We start from the raw sequence: 15,656 nt of genomic DNA, 5'->3' as shown, positions 1-15,656 counted from the left end.
CGGCACAGGGAGAGCTCGCATGACGACCCGCGGCGCGGCAGAGCCTTTTGACCTTTTCATCATCGGGGGCGGCATCAACGGATGCGGCATCGCCCGCGATGCGGTCGGTCGCGGCCTTTCGGTTGCGCTGGCAGAGATGAACGATCTTGCGTCGGCGACGTCGTCCGCCTCGACAAAGCTGTTTCACGGCGGCTTGCGGTATCTCGAGTATTTCGAGTTCCGGCTTGTTCGCGAAGCTCTGGTGGAGCGCGAAATCCTGCTTGGCGCCATGCCGCATATCAGCTGGCCGATGCGCTTCGTGCTTCCTTATCACAAGGATATGCGGTTCGAGTCCGACACCCCCACATCGAGGCTGCTGAACGTCGTCATGCCATGGATGAAAGGGCGACGCCCCGCATGGCTCATCCGGCTTGGCCTGTTCCTTTATGACAATCTCGGCGGCCGCAAGATCCTGCCTCCAACCCGCAGCCTGCCCCTGTCGGGCACGGCCGAAGGCGCCCCGTTGCAGGACAGGTTCGAACATGCGTTCGAATACTCGGATTGCTGGGTCGAAGACTCTCGCCTCGTCGTGTTGAATGCGCGCGATGCCGAGGCGCGCGGCGCAAGGATCATGACCCGGACCAGGGTCCTGTCCGCAGAGCGCGATAATGGTCTCTGGCGTGTAGAAACAGAAGACACCCGAACAGGCGCACGAGTGACCTATTTCGCCCGGATGCTGATCAATGCAGGCGGGCCATGGGTCGCGGACATCATCCGGTCCAAACTTCGCGTCAACAGCGCGGAAGGTGTCCGTCTTGTTCGCGGCTCCCACATCGTCACGCGCAAGCTCTACGATCATAACAAATGCTATTTCTTTCAGGGTACGGATGGCCGGATCATCTTCGCCATCCCCTACGAAACCGATTTCACATTGATCGGCACCACGGATGCCGAACACCACGATCCGTCGGCGAAGCCTGAATGCACCCCCGAGGAACGCGAGTATCTGCTGGATTTCGCAAACCAGTATTTCGAAAAAACACTGAAGGAGCAGGATGTCGTCTGGTCCTACTCCGGTGTGCGCCCGCTTTATGACGACGGGGCAAGCAGCGCGACAGCCGCGACACGTGATTACACGCTCAAGGTGGACGCTGACGGCGCGCCGCTGCTCAACGTATTCGGCGGCAAGATCACGACGTATCGCCGCCTTGCCGAAAGCGCACTTGCAAAGGTGTCCGAGCATTTGTCGCCCCCTTCCGGTCCCTGGACGGCTGGCGTGCCGCTTCCGGGTGGCGATTTCCCCGTGGGTGATGTGGCGACATTGATCCGGGACTTGCGCAATGCACACCCGTTCCTGTCCGAACGTTGGGCTCGGCGCCTTGTTCGGGCCTATGGGACGGATGCGACCCGGCTTATCGCCGGGGCCTCTTGCCGCGAAGACCTTGGTCGCGATTTCGGTGCCGATCTGACAGAGGTCGAGGTGACCTGGTTGATGAAGCACGAATTCGCACACACTGCGCAAGACGTTGTCTGGCGCCGCAGCAAGCTTGGTCTGCGTATGAGCGATGCGCAGATATCGGCGCTGGAGGATTGGATGGCGGCCCGTCGCGGCGCAACCCCGGCAGCGGCGGAATGAGATCGCATTGCCAACCATCCATTGACGCGCGGGTCCTGCCTGGGGCGATATGGCGGCCATGACTCATATTCTTGCAATCGATCAGGGCACGACCTCGACCCGTGCCATCCTTTTCGACGAAAAGCTCTCGGTCGTGTCCTCCTCGCAAGAGGAATTCGCGCAGCATTATCCGCAGAGCGGTTGGGTCGAACACGACCCTGCCGATCTGTGGGCGACGACGGCAGCCACTTGCCGCTCTGCTATAGAAAAGGCGGGCCTCGATACACACGATATTGCTGCAATCGGTATGACCAACCAGCGCGAGACGACCCTTGTCTGGGATCGCTCAACCGGGAAACCGGTTCACAATGCGATCGTGTGGCAGGACCGGCGCAGTGCGCAAATGTGCCGCGCGTTGCGGGAAGAGGGCTTTGACAAGGCTGTGACGGATCGGACCGGCCTGCTCGTCGATCCTTATTTCTCGGCGACCAAGCTGGCCTGGATCCTTGACAATGTCGATGGCGTCCGGACGCGGGCCGAGGCGGGGGAATTGGCATTCGGTACCGTTGATACGTGGCTGGTCTGGAACCTCACCGGGCGACAGGTTCATGTGACCGACGCGACGAACGCCGCCCGGACCATGCTGTATGACATTCATAAGGGGCGCTGGTCGAAAACGATCTGCGACCGGCTGGACATTCCCATGTCTATGTTGCCCGAGGTTCGCGACTGCGCAGCCGATTTCGGTGAAACACGCCCCGATCTGTTTGGCCGGCCAATTCCCATTCGGGGGATCGCCGGCGACCAGCAGGCGGCGACGGTCGGGCAGGCTTGTTTCAAGCCCGGGATGATGAAATCGACCTACGGAACAGGCTGTTTCGCTTTGCTCAACACGGGCGACACGCCGGTCCGGTCGTGCCACAGGCTGTTGACGACCATCGCATATCAACTGGACGGAAAGCCCACATACGCTCTCGAAGGGTCGATCTTCATCGCCGGGGCCGTGGTTCAATGGCTTCGCGACGGGCTCAAGATTATCCGCGAAGCCGGCGAAACCCAGCCGCTGGCCGAAAAGGCCGATACCGGGCAGGGTGTGGTGATCGTACCCGCCTTCACTGGCCTTGGCGCGCCCTACTGGAGGCCGGAATGCCGCGGTGCCGTGTTCGGCCTGACCCGCAATTCCGGACCTGCCGAATTCGCGCGCGCCGCACTTGAAAGCGTCGGCTACCAGACGCGAGACCTGCTCGAGGCCATGGCTGCCGACTGGTCAGGCGATGGCACGACCGCCTTGCGCGTTGATGGCGGGATGAGCGCGTCTGACTGGACGATGCAGTTCCTGTCGGACATCATCGGCGCCCCCGTTGAGCGCCCCCGCGTTTTGGAAACAACGGCGATGGGTGCGGCCTGGCTTGCAGGTCAGCAGGCGGGTGTTCTTCCGGGCATGGGCGACTTTGCAGCGACCTGGCAGACCGACGCCCGTTTCGACCCCGCGATGGACGATGCCCGGCGCAACGAGAAATACGCAGCGTGGAAACGTGCGGTCGAGGCAACCATTACATTCGCTACATGATCCGGGCCGATCAGTTTCCGGCCTGGCAGCGGCGGGCATAGTCCAGCGCCTTGGCCGAACCGGACAGGTCGATGGCCATGACCTGTGCGCCCTGCGGATTTCGCACGACCATGTTCCGGGCCTGTGCGATGCTGTCCACAAAAGCGCGGTCGGTAAAGAACACCGTCCCGCCGGGCACCCCGTTCTGTTCGAACCCGATGGCCGTGACGTCAAATTTCTGGTCGTCCAACGAAAAACTCACCGGATAGGATTTGCCGGCCTCGACCTGTCCCCAGTTCTTGTTGAAGACGGTGAAATAGCCTCGGTTGTTCTCACCGTCATAGCCGATGCGAACCAGCGACTTGTCTTCATAGACGGTCTGGATCAGGCAGCCGTTTCCCAGGCTGGGATCCTTCATGATGTTCCAGCCATTGACGAAACCCATGTCCACAAGCTGGGCAAGTGCCGGAAGTGGCCCAATCAGCATGGCCAAAACAGAAAGGCTTTTCAACACACGCAACATGAGGCTTCTCCGCATCTGAGGTTCATTTCTGTCCTAGCCTAACGACGCGCGGTTCCAAAGCGCTGTTTTGCGGTCGCATGTACGCGAAACCTGTCCGCCGATTGCACGAATCGCGCTAGGTTTCCGACGCCAAGAGCATGTTTGATGAAGGAGCCATTCCATGTCTGCGCAATCCCTGTTCAAGACGATCGCCCTTGCCGGTGCTGTTTTCGCTACCTCCGCTGTGGCCTCGGACAACGTCCTGCCCTCTGCCGACACCCAGTTCACAAAATGGGGCGAGGAATCCGGCTGGACGATCTATGTCGATCCCGACCGCAAGGCTTGCCTGATCGAGGCCGTGGACAAGATGCGTAACGTGGTGCAGATGGGGCTGACCGCCGATCATGGCCTTGGGTACATGGGTATCTTTACCCAGGCTGATATCGAGCTGGAAAGCGGGGAAGAGAACATCGCGGTGCTTCTCGGTGAGACGCTCTATTTCGGGACCGTCTCGCGCAAGACCAAGCATTTGCCCGAGGGCTACAAGGGCGGGTATTTCCTGACCGATGATCCCGAGTTCGTGGAACAGGTGCGCAAGCAATACGTGATGACGGTGTTTCCCGAAAAGGAATATGCATTCTCAGTGAATCTCGATGGGACCTTCAAGGCGATCGAGGCTGCCCGCAAATGCAACGAAGAGCAGATGGGCAGCTGAGCACACCCACCGGACCGCCCGGTTGGCCGAGCGCATTTGCGCTCGGCTCTTGTCGATGCTGGCAGCGTTCGGTCAGGACAGATCCCACAGGATCGGCGCAATCGCCTCACCAGCATCGTGCGGGAAGTTGAGCTGTAGCATGTCGGCCCCGTCGCCAATGTAGATTTCCGCGACCGTGCGATAGCTGGTTTCGTGATCGAAACGGTGCAGGATGACGGCGCGGTCGTCATCAGACTCGCCATCGGCGCCCACGACACGCTGCAAATAGAAATCACCACGGTCCCAGTCATCGGCATTCACGATCACGCGGTCGCCTTCCGTGGCGTTGAAGTCGCGGATCGTCAGTGTCCCCGTGGGTGTCAGAAGGAAGGTATCGGCGCCCGCGCCGCCCGTGGCCTCGTTCCGACCAGCATCGCCATAGATGAAGTCATCGCCCGTGCCACCCCAGAAACGGTCATTGCCCAACCCGCCTGACAGCACGTCGTTGCCGGATCCGCCGCCAATCCAGTCATGCCCGTCGCCCCCGCGGATCATGTCATCACCGGATTGCCCGCCAAGAACATCTTCGCCGCTTCCGCCAAAGATCGTGTCGTTGCCGTCATTCCCGTTGATCGTATCGCCCACTGACGAGTAGAAGCCGCCCACGATATCGACGATGAGATCGTCGCCCTCTCCGCCCTCGATCGAGTCGGGAAGTTCACCGCCGTCAATGGTATCGTTTCCGTCCCCCCCTTTGATCGTATCGACACCCGAACCGCCTTGGATCGAATCGTCGCCGGCCCCGCCTGCCAAGCTGTCAGATCCACTGCCGCCGTCGATGAAGTCGTCTCCATTGCCACCCGTCAGACGGTCATTGCCGCTGTCGCCGTCTATGGTGTCGTTGCCCGCGCCGCCGGAGATCGTATCGGCAAACCCGTTACCCGTCAGCAGGTCCGGGGCGTCGGTGCCCTCGATCGGGCTGTTCACGGCAATGGAGCCGTCGATAATCTGGAACTGCCAGACACCGACGACCCCGGTATTTCCGGGGGTCTCATCAAGTTCGGAAAAGGGCACATCGATCACTTCGTTACCACCGAAATAGAGAGATTCCCCACCCGGCAGGATCATGCCCGCATCCCGGATGCTGCCGGAACTTTCCGTGTCCTCATATCGAAAGACGATTTCCGCGTTCCCGCCCCCGATGTCGATCAGTTCCAATTGGAACGTTGCCGGGTTAGCGAAATTCCTCGAATAATACCCGACGTCCTGCCATGTCACGACGACCGAGTCCCGTTCGGCATTCAGGTCAAAGAACACTCCGGTGCTATCGAGCGGCGAACCTTGTGTATCGAGATCGCCGTTCCAAGGAAAAATTGAGGGAGAATTATAGTAGCTGTAACCAGAGTCGCGGGCGAAGGCCACTCCTCCATTCGTTCCGACCCAAAAGCCGTTGAAAGTTCCGGTGCCGAACCGAAAGCCGTCTTCGAAAATCTCGGCAATGGAAAACCCTTGGATATTGTCATCCCCAACCGGAATTTGCGTGTTGCCGAAAGGCAAAAGCGTATTGTCGGAAATGGTGGAAAAATTCATGAACAGTAACCCCAATTCAAAAAACCAAATGGCCACCCAGTTATGGGGGGCGGCCTTCCCAATCGTGTTCAGGGTCAAAGTGAAACATAATTGGCCTGACCTGACAAGCCGCGCCCCCAAGCAATTTAGCAGCGCGCTATTCAGGCCGTAGGGGATTGGAATTGTGAACCGGACCGCGCCGGCTGGGTCAGATATCCTTGCGCGCGCGCAAGGCAGCGGAAATCGTGCCGTCGTCGAGGTAATCCAACTCCCCCCCGATGGGCACGCCCTGCGCCAGCGAGGTCAGGCGCACCCGGCCTTCAAGCTGGTCGGCGATGTAATGGGCTGTGGTCTGGCCATCGACTGTCGCGTTCAGCGCGAGGATGACCTCGGTAATCTCTTCGGCCTCAACCCGGTCGCGCAGGCGGGGGATGCGCAGATCTTCTGGCCGGATCCCGTCCAGAGCCGAGAGCGTACCGCCCAGAACGTGATAGCGACCCTTGAAGACGCCCGCACGCTCCATCGCCCAAAGGTCCGAGACGTCCTCGACAACGCAAAGCTCGCCGGTGGCGCGTTTTTCATCCGCGCAGATATCGCAGATATCCGACGTTCCGACATTGCCACAATTCAGGCATTCGCGGGCATGGGTCGCGACCTGCGCCATCGCCTCGGACAGCGGCCCCAGCAACAGAGCGCGCTTGCGGATCAGGTGCAGAACCGCCCGCCGGGCCGAGCGGGGGCCGAGCCCGGGCAGTTTCGCCATGAGCTCGATCAGCTCGTCGATAGGCTTCAGCGAGTTCATGGCCGACGCGCCACCCTCAGAAGGGCAGCTTCATGTCCTTGGGCAGGCCCATCTCTTCGGTCAGCTTGGCCATCTCGTCCTGCGCGCGCTCGGCCGCCTTGGCCTGCGCATCCTTGATCGCGGCAAGGATCAGGTCCTCGACCACTTCCTTGTCGTCGCCGTTGAAGATCGACGGGTCGATATCCAGCGATTTCAGCTCGCCCTTGGCGCTGGCGACCGCCTTGACGAGCCCGGCACCGGATTCCCCGGTCACGGTCATCTCCTTCAGGTCGTCCTGAAGCTGGGTCATCTTGGTCTGCAGTTCCTGCGCGGATTTCATCATCTTGGCCATGTCGCCAAGCCCGCCTAGTCCCTTGAGCATGTGGTTCCTCCGATTTGTGGGTTGCCGCCTAGATACGTGCACAGGCGGAGTTATGAAAGAGGCGCTATTCCTCGAACGGGTCCCATTCGTCCTCGACTTCGGGCAGCGCCTCGGCCGCGACCTCGGCCTGAAGGTCCTCGGCCGTGCGGATTCGTGTGATGCGCGCCTTGGGAAAGGTGGACAGTACGGCCTGCACCAGCGGATGCGCCTCGGCCTCGCGTCGCAGGGCAAGTTCGGCGGCGTCGCGCGTCTCGGCAATGGTGGGCGCGTCACCGTGGTTCACGATCGTGACGGCCCATCGGTTGCCGGTCCAGGCCTGTAGTCGCGCGCCAAGGCGCTGGGCCAGGTCTGCCGGCGCGCTGTCGGTTGGCGTGAATTCGATCCGTCCGGGCTGATAGGCCGCAAGGCGCACACCGGTTTCGACCTCGACCAGCAGTTTCACATCGCGATTGGCGCGGATCAGTTCGACGACATGGTCGAATGTCGGGTAGCGCGCCAGCGCGGCCTGCACGTCCTGCGCCAATGCCGGTCCGGGCGCGCTGCCCCCACCGGTGGTGCGTGCGCTATAGGCCGCCGTCGCACTTGGCGCGGTTGCCGGGCCGGGCTGAACTCCGCCACCCGGTCCACCGTTCGGCGCGGGCGGCGGCGTGTCCTGCAACTTGCGCACGAGGTCCTCGGGCGTCGGAAGGTCGGCGACATGCGTCAGGCGGATCACGGCCATTTCCGCCGCCATCATCGCGTTTGGCGCGGCGGAAACCTCCTCCATCGCTTTCAGCAGCATCTGCCACATGCGGCTGAGAACCCGCATCGGCAGGGTTTCTGCCATCTGCTGGCCGCGCAGGCGCTCGTCGGGCGAGACGGTCGGGTCTTCGGCGGCGTCCGGCGTGATCTTCACGACCGAAACCCAATGCGTGATCTCGGCCAGGTCGCGCAGCACGGCCAGCGGATCGGCACCCTCGGCGTATTGACTGCCAAGTTCCGTCAGCGCGCCCGCCGCATCCCCGCGCAGGATCAGGTCCATCAGGTCCAGCACACGCCCCCGGTCGGCGAGGCCCAGCATCGCCCGAACCTGTTCGGCGGTGGTTTCGCCCGCGCCATGGCTGATGGCCTGATCCAGAAGCGATGTGGCATCGCGGGCCGACCCTTCGGCGGCGCGGGTGATCAGCGCCAGCGCATCCTCGGCAATCTCGGCCCCCTCGGAGGTTGCGATGCGGCGCAGGAGGCTGATCATCTCTTCGGGTTCGATCCGGCGCAGATCGAAACGCTGACATCGTGACAGCACGGTAACCGGTACCTTGCGGATCTCGGTCGTGGCAAAGATGAACTTTACGTGCGCGGGCGGCTCTTCCAGCGTTTTCAGCAGGCCGTTGAAGGCCTGCGTCGACAGCATGTGAACCTCGTCGATGATATAGATCTTGTACCGCGCCGAGGCCGCCCGATAGCGAACGGAATCGATGATCTCGCGGATATCGTTGATGCCGGTGCGCGATGCGGCGTCCATCTCCATGACATCGACATGCCGACCTTCGGAGATGGCGACGCAATGCTCGCAGACACCGCAGGGAGAGATCGTCGGCCCGCCGTTCCCGTCCGGCCCGATGCAGTTCATGCCCTTGGCGATGATCCGGGCGGTGGTCGTCTTCCCGGTTCCGCGGATGCCCGTCATGATAAAGGCCTGTGCGATGCGGTCGGCCTCGAACGCGTTTTTCAGCGTGCGCACCATGGCATCCTGCCCGACGAGGTCGGCGAATGTCTCGGGGCGGTATTTTCGGGCAAGGACCTGATAGGCCGGGGTATCGGACATGGGGGATTCAGCCGGATTCGTCACGTGAGCCCAAAGCCTAAATCGGCATGGATGCCACGTCCACCGAACTCTTGCGCAAACCCCGTTTGGAAACAGCTTGCAGAAGGTTAGAAAGGGGGCGTTGCCAGATATGCAGCGCCGGTTTGGGGGAGGGCCGGAGCATGTCCGAGATGAAAATCTATGCTTTGCAGGTCGGCGGTGGCACGCTGGCGCTGTGTCCCATGCCCGGCCGTTTCGGATCCTATCCCGAGGATCTGGACCTGATTGCCTCTTGGCAACCTGCGCTCGTCATCACGTTGACCACCGAGGTCGAGATGATCGAGGACGGCGCACGCCATTTCGGCTCTGACATCCAGGGACGCGCGGCCAGATGGGCACATTTGCCAGTGTCCGACTTCGAGGCGTTGCCAGAAGAATTCGAAGAACAATGGGAAGCGGTCAGCGCATCGGCGCGGCAGGCGCTCAAGGGCGGTGGCCGCGTTCTGGTCCATTGTCGCGGGGGATGCGGCCGGTCCGGCATGGCCGCGCTTCGCCTGATGGTCGAAAGTGGTGAGGAACCGAATGCCGCGCTCAAGCGTCTTAGAAGCGTGCGCCCCTGCGCCGTCGAGACCGACGCACAGCGCGACTGGGCCTTTCGTGGAGAGGTTCGCGCCGCGCGTATCTGAAGGAGAGAAGCGATGCGCCTGCGCGGTGTCCGGAAAAGCAGCAATGTCGAAATTCGCCGTGGCGGCGGCCGCAGGGCTGCCGGGGTCGGCGGTCTTGGGTTGACGGGCGTTCTGCTGGTCCTCGGCCTTAGCTGGATCACCGGCGTCGATTTCACGTCTCTGCTGTCCGGCCAAAGCGTACCGGTCTCGCAACAACAGGCTGCGCCCACCGAGGCCGAACAGCGCGCCGCCGATTTCACCTCGCGTGTGCTGGCAACGACCGAAGACGTCTGGACGGCGCGCTTTCCCGAAGAGGTTGGCCGGCCCTATGATCCCCCGCGGCTGGTCATCTTCTCGGGTGTCACGCAAAGCGGCTGCGGCGGAGCTTCGGGTGCAACAGGTCCATTCTACTGCCCACTGGATGAAACCGCCTATCTGGATACCCAGTTCTTTGCGCTGATGTCGCAGCGCCTTGGTGCCGGCGGCGATTTTGCCGCGGCTTACGTCGTGGCGCATGAGGTGGCCCACCATGTTCAGAACGAGTTGGGAATTCTCGGGCAGGTCAACGAAATGCGCCAGCGCAGCTCGCAAGTGGATGCAAACGGGCTGACCGTCCGGCTCGAGTTGCAGGCCGACTGCCTGTCGGGCGTCTGGGCGCGTTCTGTCGAAGGGCTGATGGAGCGTGGCGATCTGGACGAGGCGTTGAACGCCGCCCGCCAGATCGGGGATGATGTGTTGCAACGCCGCGCCGGACGTGTCCCGCAGCCGCATACGTTCACGCATGGCACGGCAGAGCAGCGCTCGCGCTGGTTCAACCGCGGGTTCGAGGAGGGCCGGATGGCCGCCTGCGACACGTTCGGCACGGATCGTCTTTAGGGCGGGGATGAGGTGAGAGGTTGGACAACGACCCAAGCGGGACTCGTTATGGCTGCTTCCTTCCGGACCTGACCAGGTTGGCGAGGCGCTCGCCCGCGCCAACCCCTCGACATCCCATTTAGGCGAGCCAGAGAAGGATGACAACCCGTCAGAGCGCGATCGACAGCGTGATGAACCCGTTTGGGCCGGGGCCAGAGACGACGGTTGCCGCCGGTGCGTCGCCCGGATGCGACAGGGCGCCCGGCCCGGTTTGAAACAGCACGCGGGTTCCGGGCATCGGTCTGAACCTCCATGGCGCCGGCATCGCTTGCAGCGGGTCCTGAACGGTATGGTCGGCGATGAAATCACTTAGCAGGCTCTGAATAGGCTGAGGCGGAACCGGGATATGCTGCGCATCGCGAATGCCGTGAAAGTTCCCGCCCCCGTTTGCCCTGTAATTGTTCACGGCAACGACGAATCGGTCCTCGGGGGCAATCGTCCTGCCGCGACAGCGCAGCGCGCGGATCCGGTTGCCGCCATTTCGCGCGACTTCACCATCCGGGGTAAACCTCGGCACCTCGGCCAGATCAATCTCGTAGTCCAGCCCGTGGATCACGTCGAAATTGTGCCCCGCGAATTCGGAGTCCACCAGCGGTTCATCATGGCTCTCTGCCGGAATGGTCCGGTAGAGGCTGGCCGACATCTCCAGCCAATCCCGCAATTGCGCCCCAGTCACCACGAGGCCGCACAGGTCGTTGGGGAACACGTGCAGGTCCGCCACATGCCGGCGCGAAAGCGGGCCGGGCGGCACATCGGTAAAGTGTCTCGGCCCGGACCGTCCACCGAACTTCGCAGGGGCCACTGCCGACAGGATCGGCAGATCCGCCTCGGGCCGGTCGGCGATCATGCGTGCGAGGGCGGATGCCTGCGCCTGCGCCACGAGGGCCAGATGCCGGTCGGGGGCGATGAAGCTGAAATAGGAATGCAATGCGCACAGGCTTTCGCCGACAGGCTCACCCATTCGCGCGCGGGTCCGAGCATGAAGCGGTGCCGCAAGACGTGTAATCGTGCCGTCCTCGACCGTGTCCGGGGAAATCGCCCGCAACGTGCTGTGGCTTTGCGTGATGCTCCATCCGCCCGACCGATCCGCGACGAGGTCCAGATCTATCAGCCCGATATGGGTTCCCGCGGCGCCCGGCTGGACGCACGGGATACCGTGGACATGACCGGTTTCCGCGTCGACCCCTGGCAGGCGGGCATGCCCGGGACCGGGAAACACCAAATGTGTATGACCTGCCACCATCGCGTCGACACCCCCCGCCTCGGCAAGCGGAATGGCGGCGTTCTCCATTCCCGGCCGCGCCGAACCTGCCGCGAACCCGGTATGGGCCAGCGCCACCACCAGGTCGCAGCCTTTGCCGCGCAGTTCGGCCACTAGTCGGTGGGCCGTATCGAGAATGTCAAAGGTCTGGGCACGGCCCGCAAGATGTTCGGCATCCCACAAGAGCGCCTGCGGCGGCAGGACCGAGAACAGACCAATCCGGATTGGCACGTGCGTGCCGTCCACCATGACCTCGCGCTCGATCACCACGCTTTCTCGCCAGCGCGAGCCTGCGCCCAAGGTCCGCAGGTTTCCGCACAGCACCGGACAGGGCGCCTGTACAAGGATACGGTCAAGCCGGTCGAGCCCGAAGTTGAAGTCGTGATTCCCAAGGCCGATCGCGTCATAACCCAGCTCTGCAAAAGCGGCCATCAGCGGATGCGGCCCATCCGACTCGGCCGCTGCCGCACCCAGCGGTGTGCCCTGCAGGCAGTCGCCATTGTCGACCAGAACCGTCAGGGCATCCACCGCATCGGCCTCGTCGCGTGCCGCACGGATCAGGCTTGCCGCGCGCACCAAGCCGACCTCCGGCTCGGGCCGGTCGGCATAATAGTCATGGCTGACCAGGTTCATATGCAGGTCGCTTGTCGCAATGATCCGCAGGCGTGCGCGTGCACCCGCGGTGCGTTTCCCCGCGTTCCGCCCGGTTCTCCGGACGTCCCCCTCATTCTCTTTCATCGCGTCCTTTCCGTGTCCGCGTTCGTCTTAGGGTTGTATGTTTCTGTACCAACATTCAAGTTGCCGCGAGCGTCATCGCGGTGCTCGACAAAAAATCTGTGTCGCTGCCGACACTTGCTCGATTCGTGGTCGCAAACGCCATCGCGCGGCCATTGCATCGGCCCGCCACGACGTGGCAGCAGGGGCGAAAGCAGGAGGTCGGGATGAAACGGGCTGAACAGGTAACCTTTGGCGGTTCGGCACTGAACCGTGCCGCAGAGTGGCGTGGCGATGCCCAGGCACTCGCCGTCGCGCGCATGCATGGCGACGCGGCGTGCCTGCTGCTGTGGCGGGGCAAGGTTCTGGCGCAGGGCGAGCGGCTCGACACGCTGGGTTGGGTGCGCATGAATCACCCGCTGCTTTCCACCTTGTCGGGATCCTTGGATGAGGCGGTTTTGCTGGGAGTGACCGAGGAAGGCGCACCGCTTTTCGCAGCCGACATTTCGGAATGGGAGCCACAGGATCAGGATACCTCTACCGTGGGCGCCTTCGTCGACCGGTCCGAGCAGCAGCACCCCGACCTGCCGCCGGGTCATGTGTTTGCCGAACTGCGGCGGATCATGACAAGGCTGTCGCCACGTGACGCGGAATTGGCCGCGACAGCCAAGGCCATCGTCGGATGGCACGAAACGCACAAATTCTGCGCCCGTTGCGGGGCTGCCAGCGACATCACGCAGGCCGGATGGCAGCGGACATGCCCCGCTTGTGGCGCCCACCACTTCCCCCGAACCGATCCGGTGGTGATCATGCTTATCACCCATGGTGATTCCGTGCTCATGGGGCGATCGCCCGGATGGCCCGACGGGATGTACTCGCTGCTCGCCGGTTTCGTCGAACCGGGCGAAACGCTCGAGGCTGCGGTGCGCCGCGAGGTGATGGAAGAGGCCGGCGTTCCGGTCGGCGCGGTCAGCTATCTGGCCAGCCAGCCCTGGCCGTTTCCCTCGTCGCTGATGCTCGGATGTGCGGGCGAGGCGCTGTCACGCGAGATCACGCTGGACCCGGTCGAGTTGGAAGACGCGATCTGGGTCGACCGCGACGAGATGATGGAGGCTTTCGCAGGCGAGCATCCGCGCCTGATGCCGGCCCGCAAAGGGGCAATCGCGCAGTTCCTGCTCGAGAACTGGCTTGCGGATACGCTCGATTAGGCAATTATGACTTGAGGTCCAGAAAGACCGGGGCAGGAGACACATGGAATTCACCGCAAAGGAAGATATCGAGGCACCGATCGACGCCGTTTTTGCGATGTTGTCCGAATTCGAGACATTTGAACGCTCGGCCATCCGCCGCGGGTTCGAGGTGCGCCGCGTCGATGAAAACGCGCCCATAGGACCGGGCATGGCGTGGGACACGGTATTCCAGATCCGTGGCAAGACACGCGAGATGCACCTCGTGCTCAAACGTTACGAGGCGCCCACCCTCATGCGGTTCGAAGGTCACGGCAAGGGGTTGGATGGCACCGCGGTCATCGAACTTCTGTCGCTATCGGCCAAGCGGACAAGGATGAGCTTTCACCTCGAACTCGGTGCCAAGACTCTCGCGGCACGCCTGTTCCTGCAATCGCTTCGCCTTGCCCGCACCCGGCTTGAACACAAGGCCCGGGTGAAACTCGCGGAATTCGCCAAGAATCTCGAAGAGCGTTACACCCGCCAGGCGTGACGCCCGTCTTCCCCTTGCAACGCGCTGCGAACGGCTCAGCCCCGTTCGCGTGCTGCGGGGTAAACGCCAAGGATCTCCAGATTCGCGGTGAAGTAAGACAGTTCATCCATCGCCAGCTTCACGTTGTCATCCTCGGGGTGCCCCTCGATATCCGCGTAGAACTGCGTCGCGGTGAAAGAGCCATCGACCATGTAGCTTTCCAGCTTGGTCATGTTCACCCCGTTTGTCGCAAATCCTCCCATCGCCTTGTAGAGAGCGGCGGGAATGTTGCGCACCTGGAAGACGAAAGAGGTGATCATGCCGTACTTCCCGCGCCGGGTCTCGTCGGCCTCGCGTGACATGATCAGGAACCGCGTGGTGTTGTTGCCCTGGTCCTCGATGTGACGGGCCAGCACCTCCAGCCCATAGATCTCGCCTGCTAGTTCGCTGGCCAGGGCCGCCGTTTTCGGGTCGCCCATGGCCGCGACCTCTCGCGCCGCACGCGCATTGTCAGAACTGACGCGGCCGCGAATCCCGTGTTTCTTCAGGAAACCCTCGCATTGCGGCAGCAACACAAGATGAGAATGCGCCTCCTCGATGTCCTGCAACCGCGCGCCGGGAACGCCCAGCAAGTTGATGTGCACGCGCACGAACGCCTCGTCGACGATGTGCAACCCGCTATGCGGAAGCAGGCGATGAATGTCGGCCACCCGGCCATAGGTCGTGTTCTCGACCGGCAGCATCGCCAGTTCCGCCTCGCCGCTGCGTACCGCTTCGATCACGTCTTCGAAGGCGCGGCAGGGCAGGGCTTCCATCTCGGGGCGGGCGTTGCGGCAGGCCTCGTGACTATAGGCGCCAGGCTCTCCCTGAAAGGCGATGCGGTGTGTCATTGAGGCATTCCCTGCAAAAGGATCGGAATTTGGGCGTTTGGTCGCGGTGTCTATACCTTGCCTCTTTGCAGGGGAAGCCTTAGACCCTCCTGCAAACAGCAGATATGGACACGCGACCAATGTTCGACACGATGACAGTTACCAAGGCAGCGGCCGGCCTGTTTGGCGCATGGCTGGTTCTGCTGCTGGGCAAATGGGCTGGCGAAACGATCTATCATGTGGAGGCTCATGGAGAGCCGTCCTACGTGATCGAAACCGCAGGTGCCGAAGAAACCACTTCGGACGAGCCCGAGGTCAGCTTCGAAGAGATGATGGCACAGGCCGATGTGGAAAAGGGCGCAGGCGTCTTCCGCAAGTGCTCGGCCTGCCACAAGGTCGAGGCTGGTGAAAATGCAACCGGCCCGTACCTCCACGGCGTTGTCGGGCGCGATATCGCCGCGGTCGACGGTTTCGGCTATTCCGACGCGCTTTCCTCGAAAGAGGGCGCATGGACTCCCGAAGAGTTGAGCGCTTTCCTCGAGAACCCGCGCGGCTACGCTTCGGGCACCTCGATGAGCTTCTCGGGCCTGAAAAAGGTCGAAGACCGGGTGAACGTGATCGCCTATCTCGACAGTCTCGACGACTGATATCCCTCGGTATCGGATGATCGGAACAGGGCC

The 15,656-nt window shown here is 62.5% G+C and carries 15 protein-coding genes and 1 other RNA gene; 8 read left to right on the top strand and 8 right to left on the bottom strand.

Going from position 1 to position 15,656, the window contains the following annotated elements:
* Positions 1-19: 19 nt before the first annotated feature.
* Both glpD and glpK read left to right on the top strand, forming a co-directional pair.
* On the top strand, positions 20-1,615 hold the full coding sequence (gene glpD, locus ACFORG_RS05515) for a glycerol-3-phosphate dehydrogenase (RefSeq protein ID WP_386734385.1): 1,596 nt from the start codon (positions 20-22) through the stop codon (positions 1,613-1,615).
* Positions 1,616-1,673: 58 nt separating this feature from the next.
* Positions 1,674-3,164 (top strand): glycerol kinase GlpK, encoded by a 1,491-nt coding sequence (gene glpK, locus ACFORG_RS05510; RefSeq protein WP_386734384.1) that lies wholly within the window; start codon positions 1,674-1,676, stop codon positions 3,162-3,164.
* 10 nt (positions 3,165-3,174) lie between these two features.
* Here glpK and ACFORG_RS05505 read toward each other — a convergent pair whose 3' ends face one another.
* Positions 3,175-3,666, bottom strand: coding sequence for a hypothetical protein (locus ACFORG_RS05505; RefSeq protein WP_386734383.1), 492 nt, complete (start codon positions 3,664-3,666; stop codon positions 3,175-3,177).
* Positions 3,667-3,826: 160 nt separating this feature from the next.
* On the opposite strand from ACFORG_RS05505, the gene ACFORG_RS05500 reads away from it, so the two are divergent.
* Entirely contained in the window at positions 3,827-4,360 is a 534-nt protein-coding gene (locus ACFORG_RS05500; protein WP_386734382.1) for a hypothetical protein, read from the top strand.
* 72 nt (positions 4,361-4,432) lie between these two features.
* On the opposite strand, the gene ACFORG_RS05495 is transcribed toward ACFORG_RS05500, so the two are convergent.
* From ACFORG_RS05495 to ACFORG_RS05480, 4 genes are all read right to left on the bottom strand, one after another.
* Complete coding sequence (locus ACFORG_RS05495; RefSeq protein ID WP_386734381.1) at positions 4,433-5,929, bottom strand: calcium-binding protein; 1,497 nt, start codon at positions 5,927-5,929, stop codon at positions 4,433-4,435.
* A 187-nt stretch (positions 5,930-6,116) separates the two neighbouring features.
* A complete protein-coding gene (gene recR / locus ACFORG_RS05490; protein WP_386734380.1) occupies positions 6,117-6,710 on the bottom strand; it encodes a recombination mediator RecR in 594 nt (197 codons plus the stop codon).
* A 16-nt stretch (positions 6,711-6,726) separates the two neighbouring features.
* The gene (locus ACFORG_RS05485; protein WP_386734379.1) at positions 6,727-7,071 is read right to left on the bottom strand and encodes a YbaB/EbfC family nucleoid-associated protein; all 345 of its coding nucleotides are present in this window, start codon (positions 7,069-7,071) and stop codon (positions 6,727-6,729) included.
* Positions 7,072-7,135: 64 nt separating this feature from the next.
* Positions 7,136-8,875, bottom strand: coding sequence for a DNA polymerase III subunit gamma/tau (locus ACFORG_RS05480; RefSeq protein ID WP_386734378.1), 1,740 nt, complete (start codon positions 8,873-8,875; stop codon positions 7,136-7,138).
* Positions 8,876-9,036: 161 nt separating this feature from the next.
* On the opposite strand from ACFORG_RS05480, the gene ACFORG_RS05475 reads away from it, so the two are divergent.
* Both ACFORG_RS05475 and ypfJ read left to right on the top strand, forming a co-directional pair.
* Positions 9,037-9,540: a protein-tyrosine phosphatase family protein gene (locus tag ACFORG_RS05475; protein WP_386734377.1), complete on the top strand. Its 504-nt coding sequence runs from the start codon at positions 9,037-9,039 to the stop codon at positions 9,538-9,540.
* Positions 9,541-9,552: 12 nt separating this feature from the next.
* Positions 9,553-10,395, top strand: a complete 843-nt coding sequence (gene ypfJ / locus ACFORG_RS05470; protein WP_386734376.1) for a KPN_02809 family neutral zinc metallopeptidase — start codon at positions 9,553-9,555, stop codon at positions 10,393-10,395.
* 10 nt (positions 10,396-10,405) lie between these two features.
* On the opposite strand, the gene ffs is transcribed toward ypfJ, so the two are convergent.
* Together ffs and ACFORG_RS05460 are read right to left on the bottom strand one after the other, a co-directional pair.
* Positions 10,406-10,504: signal recognition particle sRNA small type (gene ffs, locus ACFORG_RS05465), an RNA gene on the bottom strand.
* A 39-nt stretch (positions 10,505-10,543) separates the two neighbouring features.
* Positions 10,544-12,433 (bottom strand): bifunctional 2',3'-cyclic-nucleotide 2'-phosphodiesterase/3'-nucleotidase, encoded by a 1,890-nt coding sequence (locus tag ACFORG_RS05460; RefSeq protein WP_386734375.1) that lies wholly within the window; start codon positions 12,431-12,433, stop codon positions 10,544-10,546.
* Positions 12,434-12,636: 203 nt separating this feature from the next.
* Here ACFORG_RS05460 and nudC point away from each other — a divergent pair, with 203 nt between their 5' ends.
* Positions 12,637-13,617 (top strand): NAD(+) diphosphatase, encoded by a 981-nt coding sequence (nudC, locus tag ACFORG_RS05455; RefSeq protein WP_386734374.1) that lies wholly within the window; start codon positions 12,637-12,639, stop codon positions 13,615-13,617.
* A 43-nt stretch (positions 13,618-13,660) separates the two neighbouring features.
* The gene (locus ACFORG_RS05450) at positions 13,661-14,128 is read left to right on the top strand and encodes an SRPBCC family protein (protein ID WP_386734373.1); all 468 of its coding nucleotides are present in this window, start codon (positions 13,661-13,663) and stop codon (positions 14,126-14,128) included.
* Positions 14,129-14,163: 35 nt separating this feature from the next.
* Here ACFORG_RS05450 and ACFORG_RS05445 read toward each other — a convergent pair whose 3' ends face one another.
* On the bottom strand, positions 14,164-14,997 hold the full coding sequence (locus ACFORG_RS05445) for a prephenate dehydratase (protein ID WP_386734372.1): 834 nt from the start codon (positions 14,995-14,997) through the stop codon (positions 14,164-14,166).
* A gap of 119 nt (positions 14,998-15,116) precedes the next feature.
* On the opposite strand from ACFORG_RS05445, the gene ACFORG_RS05440 reads away from it, so the two are divergent.
* Positions 15,117-15,623: a c-type cytochrome gene (locus ACFORG_RS05440; RefSeq protein ID WP_386734726.1), complete on the top strand. Its 507-nt coding sequence runs from the start codon at positions 15,117-15,119 to the stop codon at positions 15,621-15,623.
* Positions 15,624-15,656: the final 33 nt, after the last annotated feature.

The organism is Lutimaribacter marinistellae (genome assembly GCF_042648365.1).
GTDB classification, from domain to species: Bacteria; Pseudomonadota; Alphaproteobacteria; order Rhodobacterales; family Rhodobacteraceae; genus Lutimaribacter_A; species Lutimaribacter_A marinistellae.
This window is presented reverse-complemented; position numbering and strand designations above follow the sequence as displayed.

What these genes read in the sequence shown, in the direction of transcription:
- glpD (WP_386734385.1), top strand. Translation starts at nt 20, where the DNA reads ATGACGACCCGCGGCGCGGCAGAGCCTTTTGACCTTTTCATCATCGGG.
- glpK (WP_386734384.1), top strand. Translation starts at nt 1,674, where the DNA reads ATGACTCATATTCTTGCAATCGATCAGGGCACGACCTCGACCCGTGCC.
- ACFORG_RS05505 (WP_386734383.1), bottom strand. Translation starts at nt 3,666, where the DNA reads ATGTTGCGTGTGTTGAAAAGCCTTTCTGTTTTGGCCATGCTGATTGGG.
- ACFORG_RS05500 (WP_386734382.1), top strand. Translation starts at nt 3,827, where the DNA reads ATGTCTGCGCAATCCCTGTTCAAGACGATCGCCCTTGCCGGTGCTGTT.
- ACFORG_RS05495 (WP_386734381.1), bottom strand. Translation starts at nt 5,929, where the DNA reads ATGAATTTTTCCACCATTTCCGACAATACGCTTTTGCCTTTCGGCAAC.
- recR (WP_386734380.1), bottom strand. Translation starts at nt 6,710, where the DNA reads ATGAACTCGCTGAAGCCTATCGACGAGCTGATCGAGCTCATGGCGAAA.
- ACFORG_RS05485 (WP_386734379.1), bottom strand. Translation starts at nt 7,071, where the DNA reads ATGCTCAAGGGACTAGGCGGGCTTGGCGACATGGCCAAGATGATGAAA.
- ACFORG_RS05480 (WP_386734378.1), bottom strand. Translation starts at nt 8,875, where the DNA reads ATGTCCGATACCCCGGCCTATCAGGTCCTTGCCCGAAAATACCGCCCC.
- ACFORG_RS05475 (WP_386734377.1), top strand. Translation starts at nt 9,037, where the DNA reads ATGTCCGAGATGAAAATCTATGCTTTGCAGGTCGGCGGTGGCACGCTG.
- ypfJ (WP_386734376.1), top strand. Translation starts at nt 9,553, where the DNA reads ATGCGCCTGCGCGGTGTCCGGAAAAGCAGCAATGTCGAAATTCGCCGT.
- ACFORG_RS05460 (WP_386734375.1), bottom strand. Translation starts at nt 12,433, where the DNA reads ATGAAAGAGAATGAGGGGGACGTCCGGAGAACCGGGCGGAACGCGGGG.
- nudC (WP_386734374.1), top strand. Translation starts at nt 12,637, where the DNA reads ATGAAACGGGCTGAACAGGTAACCTTTGGCGGTTCGGCACTGAACCGT.
- ACFORG_RS05450 (WP_386734373.1), top strand. Translation starts at nt 13,661, where the DNA reads ATGGAATTCACCGCAAAGGAAGATATCGAGGCACCGATCGACGCCGTT.
- ACFORG_RS05445 (WP_386734372.1), bottom strand. Translation starts at nt 14,997, where the DNA reads ATGACACACCGCATCGCCTTTCAGGGAGAGCCTGGCGCCTATAGTCAC.
- ACFORG_RS05440 (WP_386734726.1), top strand. Translation starts at nt 15,117, where the DNA reads ATGTTCGACACGATGACAGTTACCAAGGCAGCGGCCGGCCTGTTTGGC.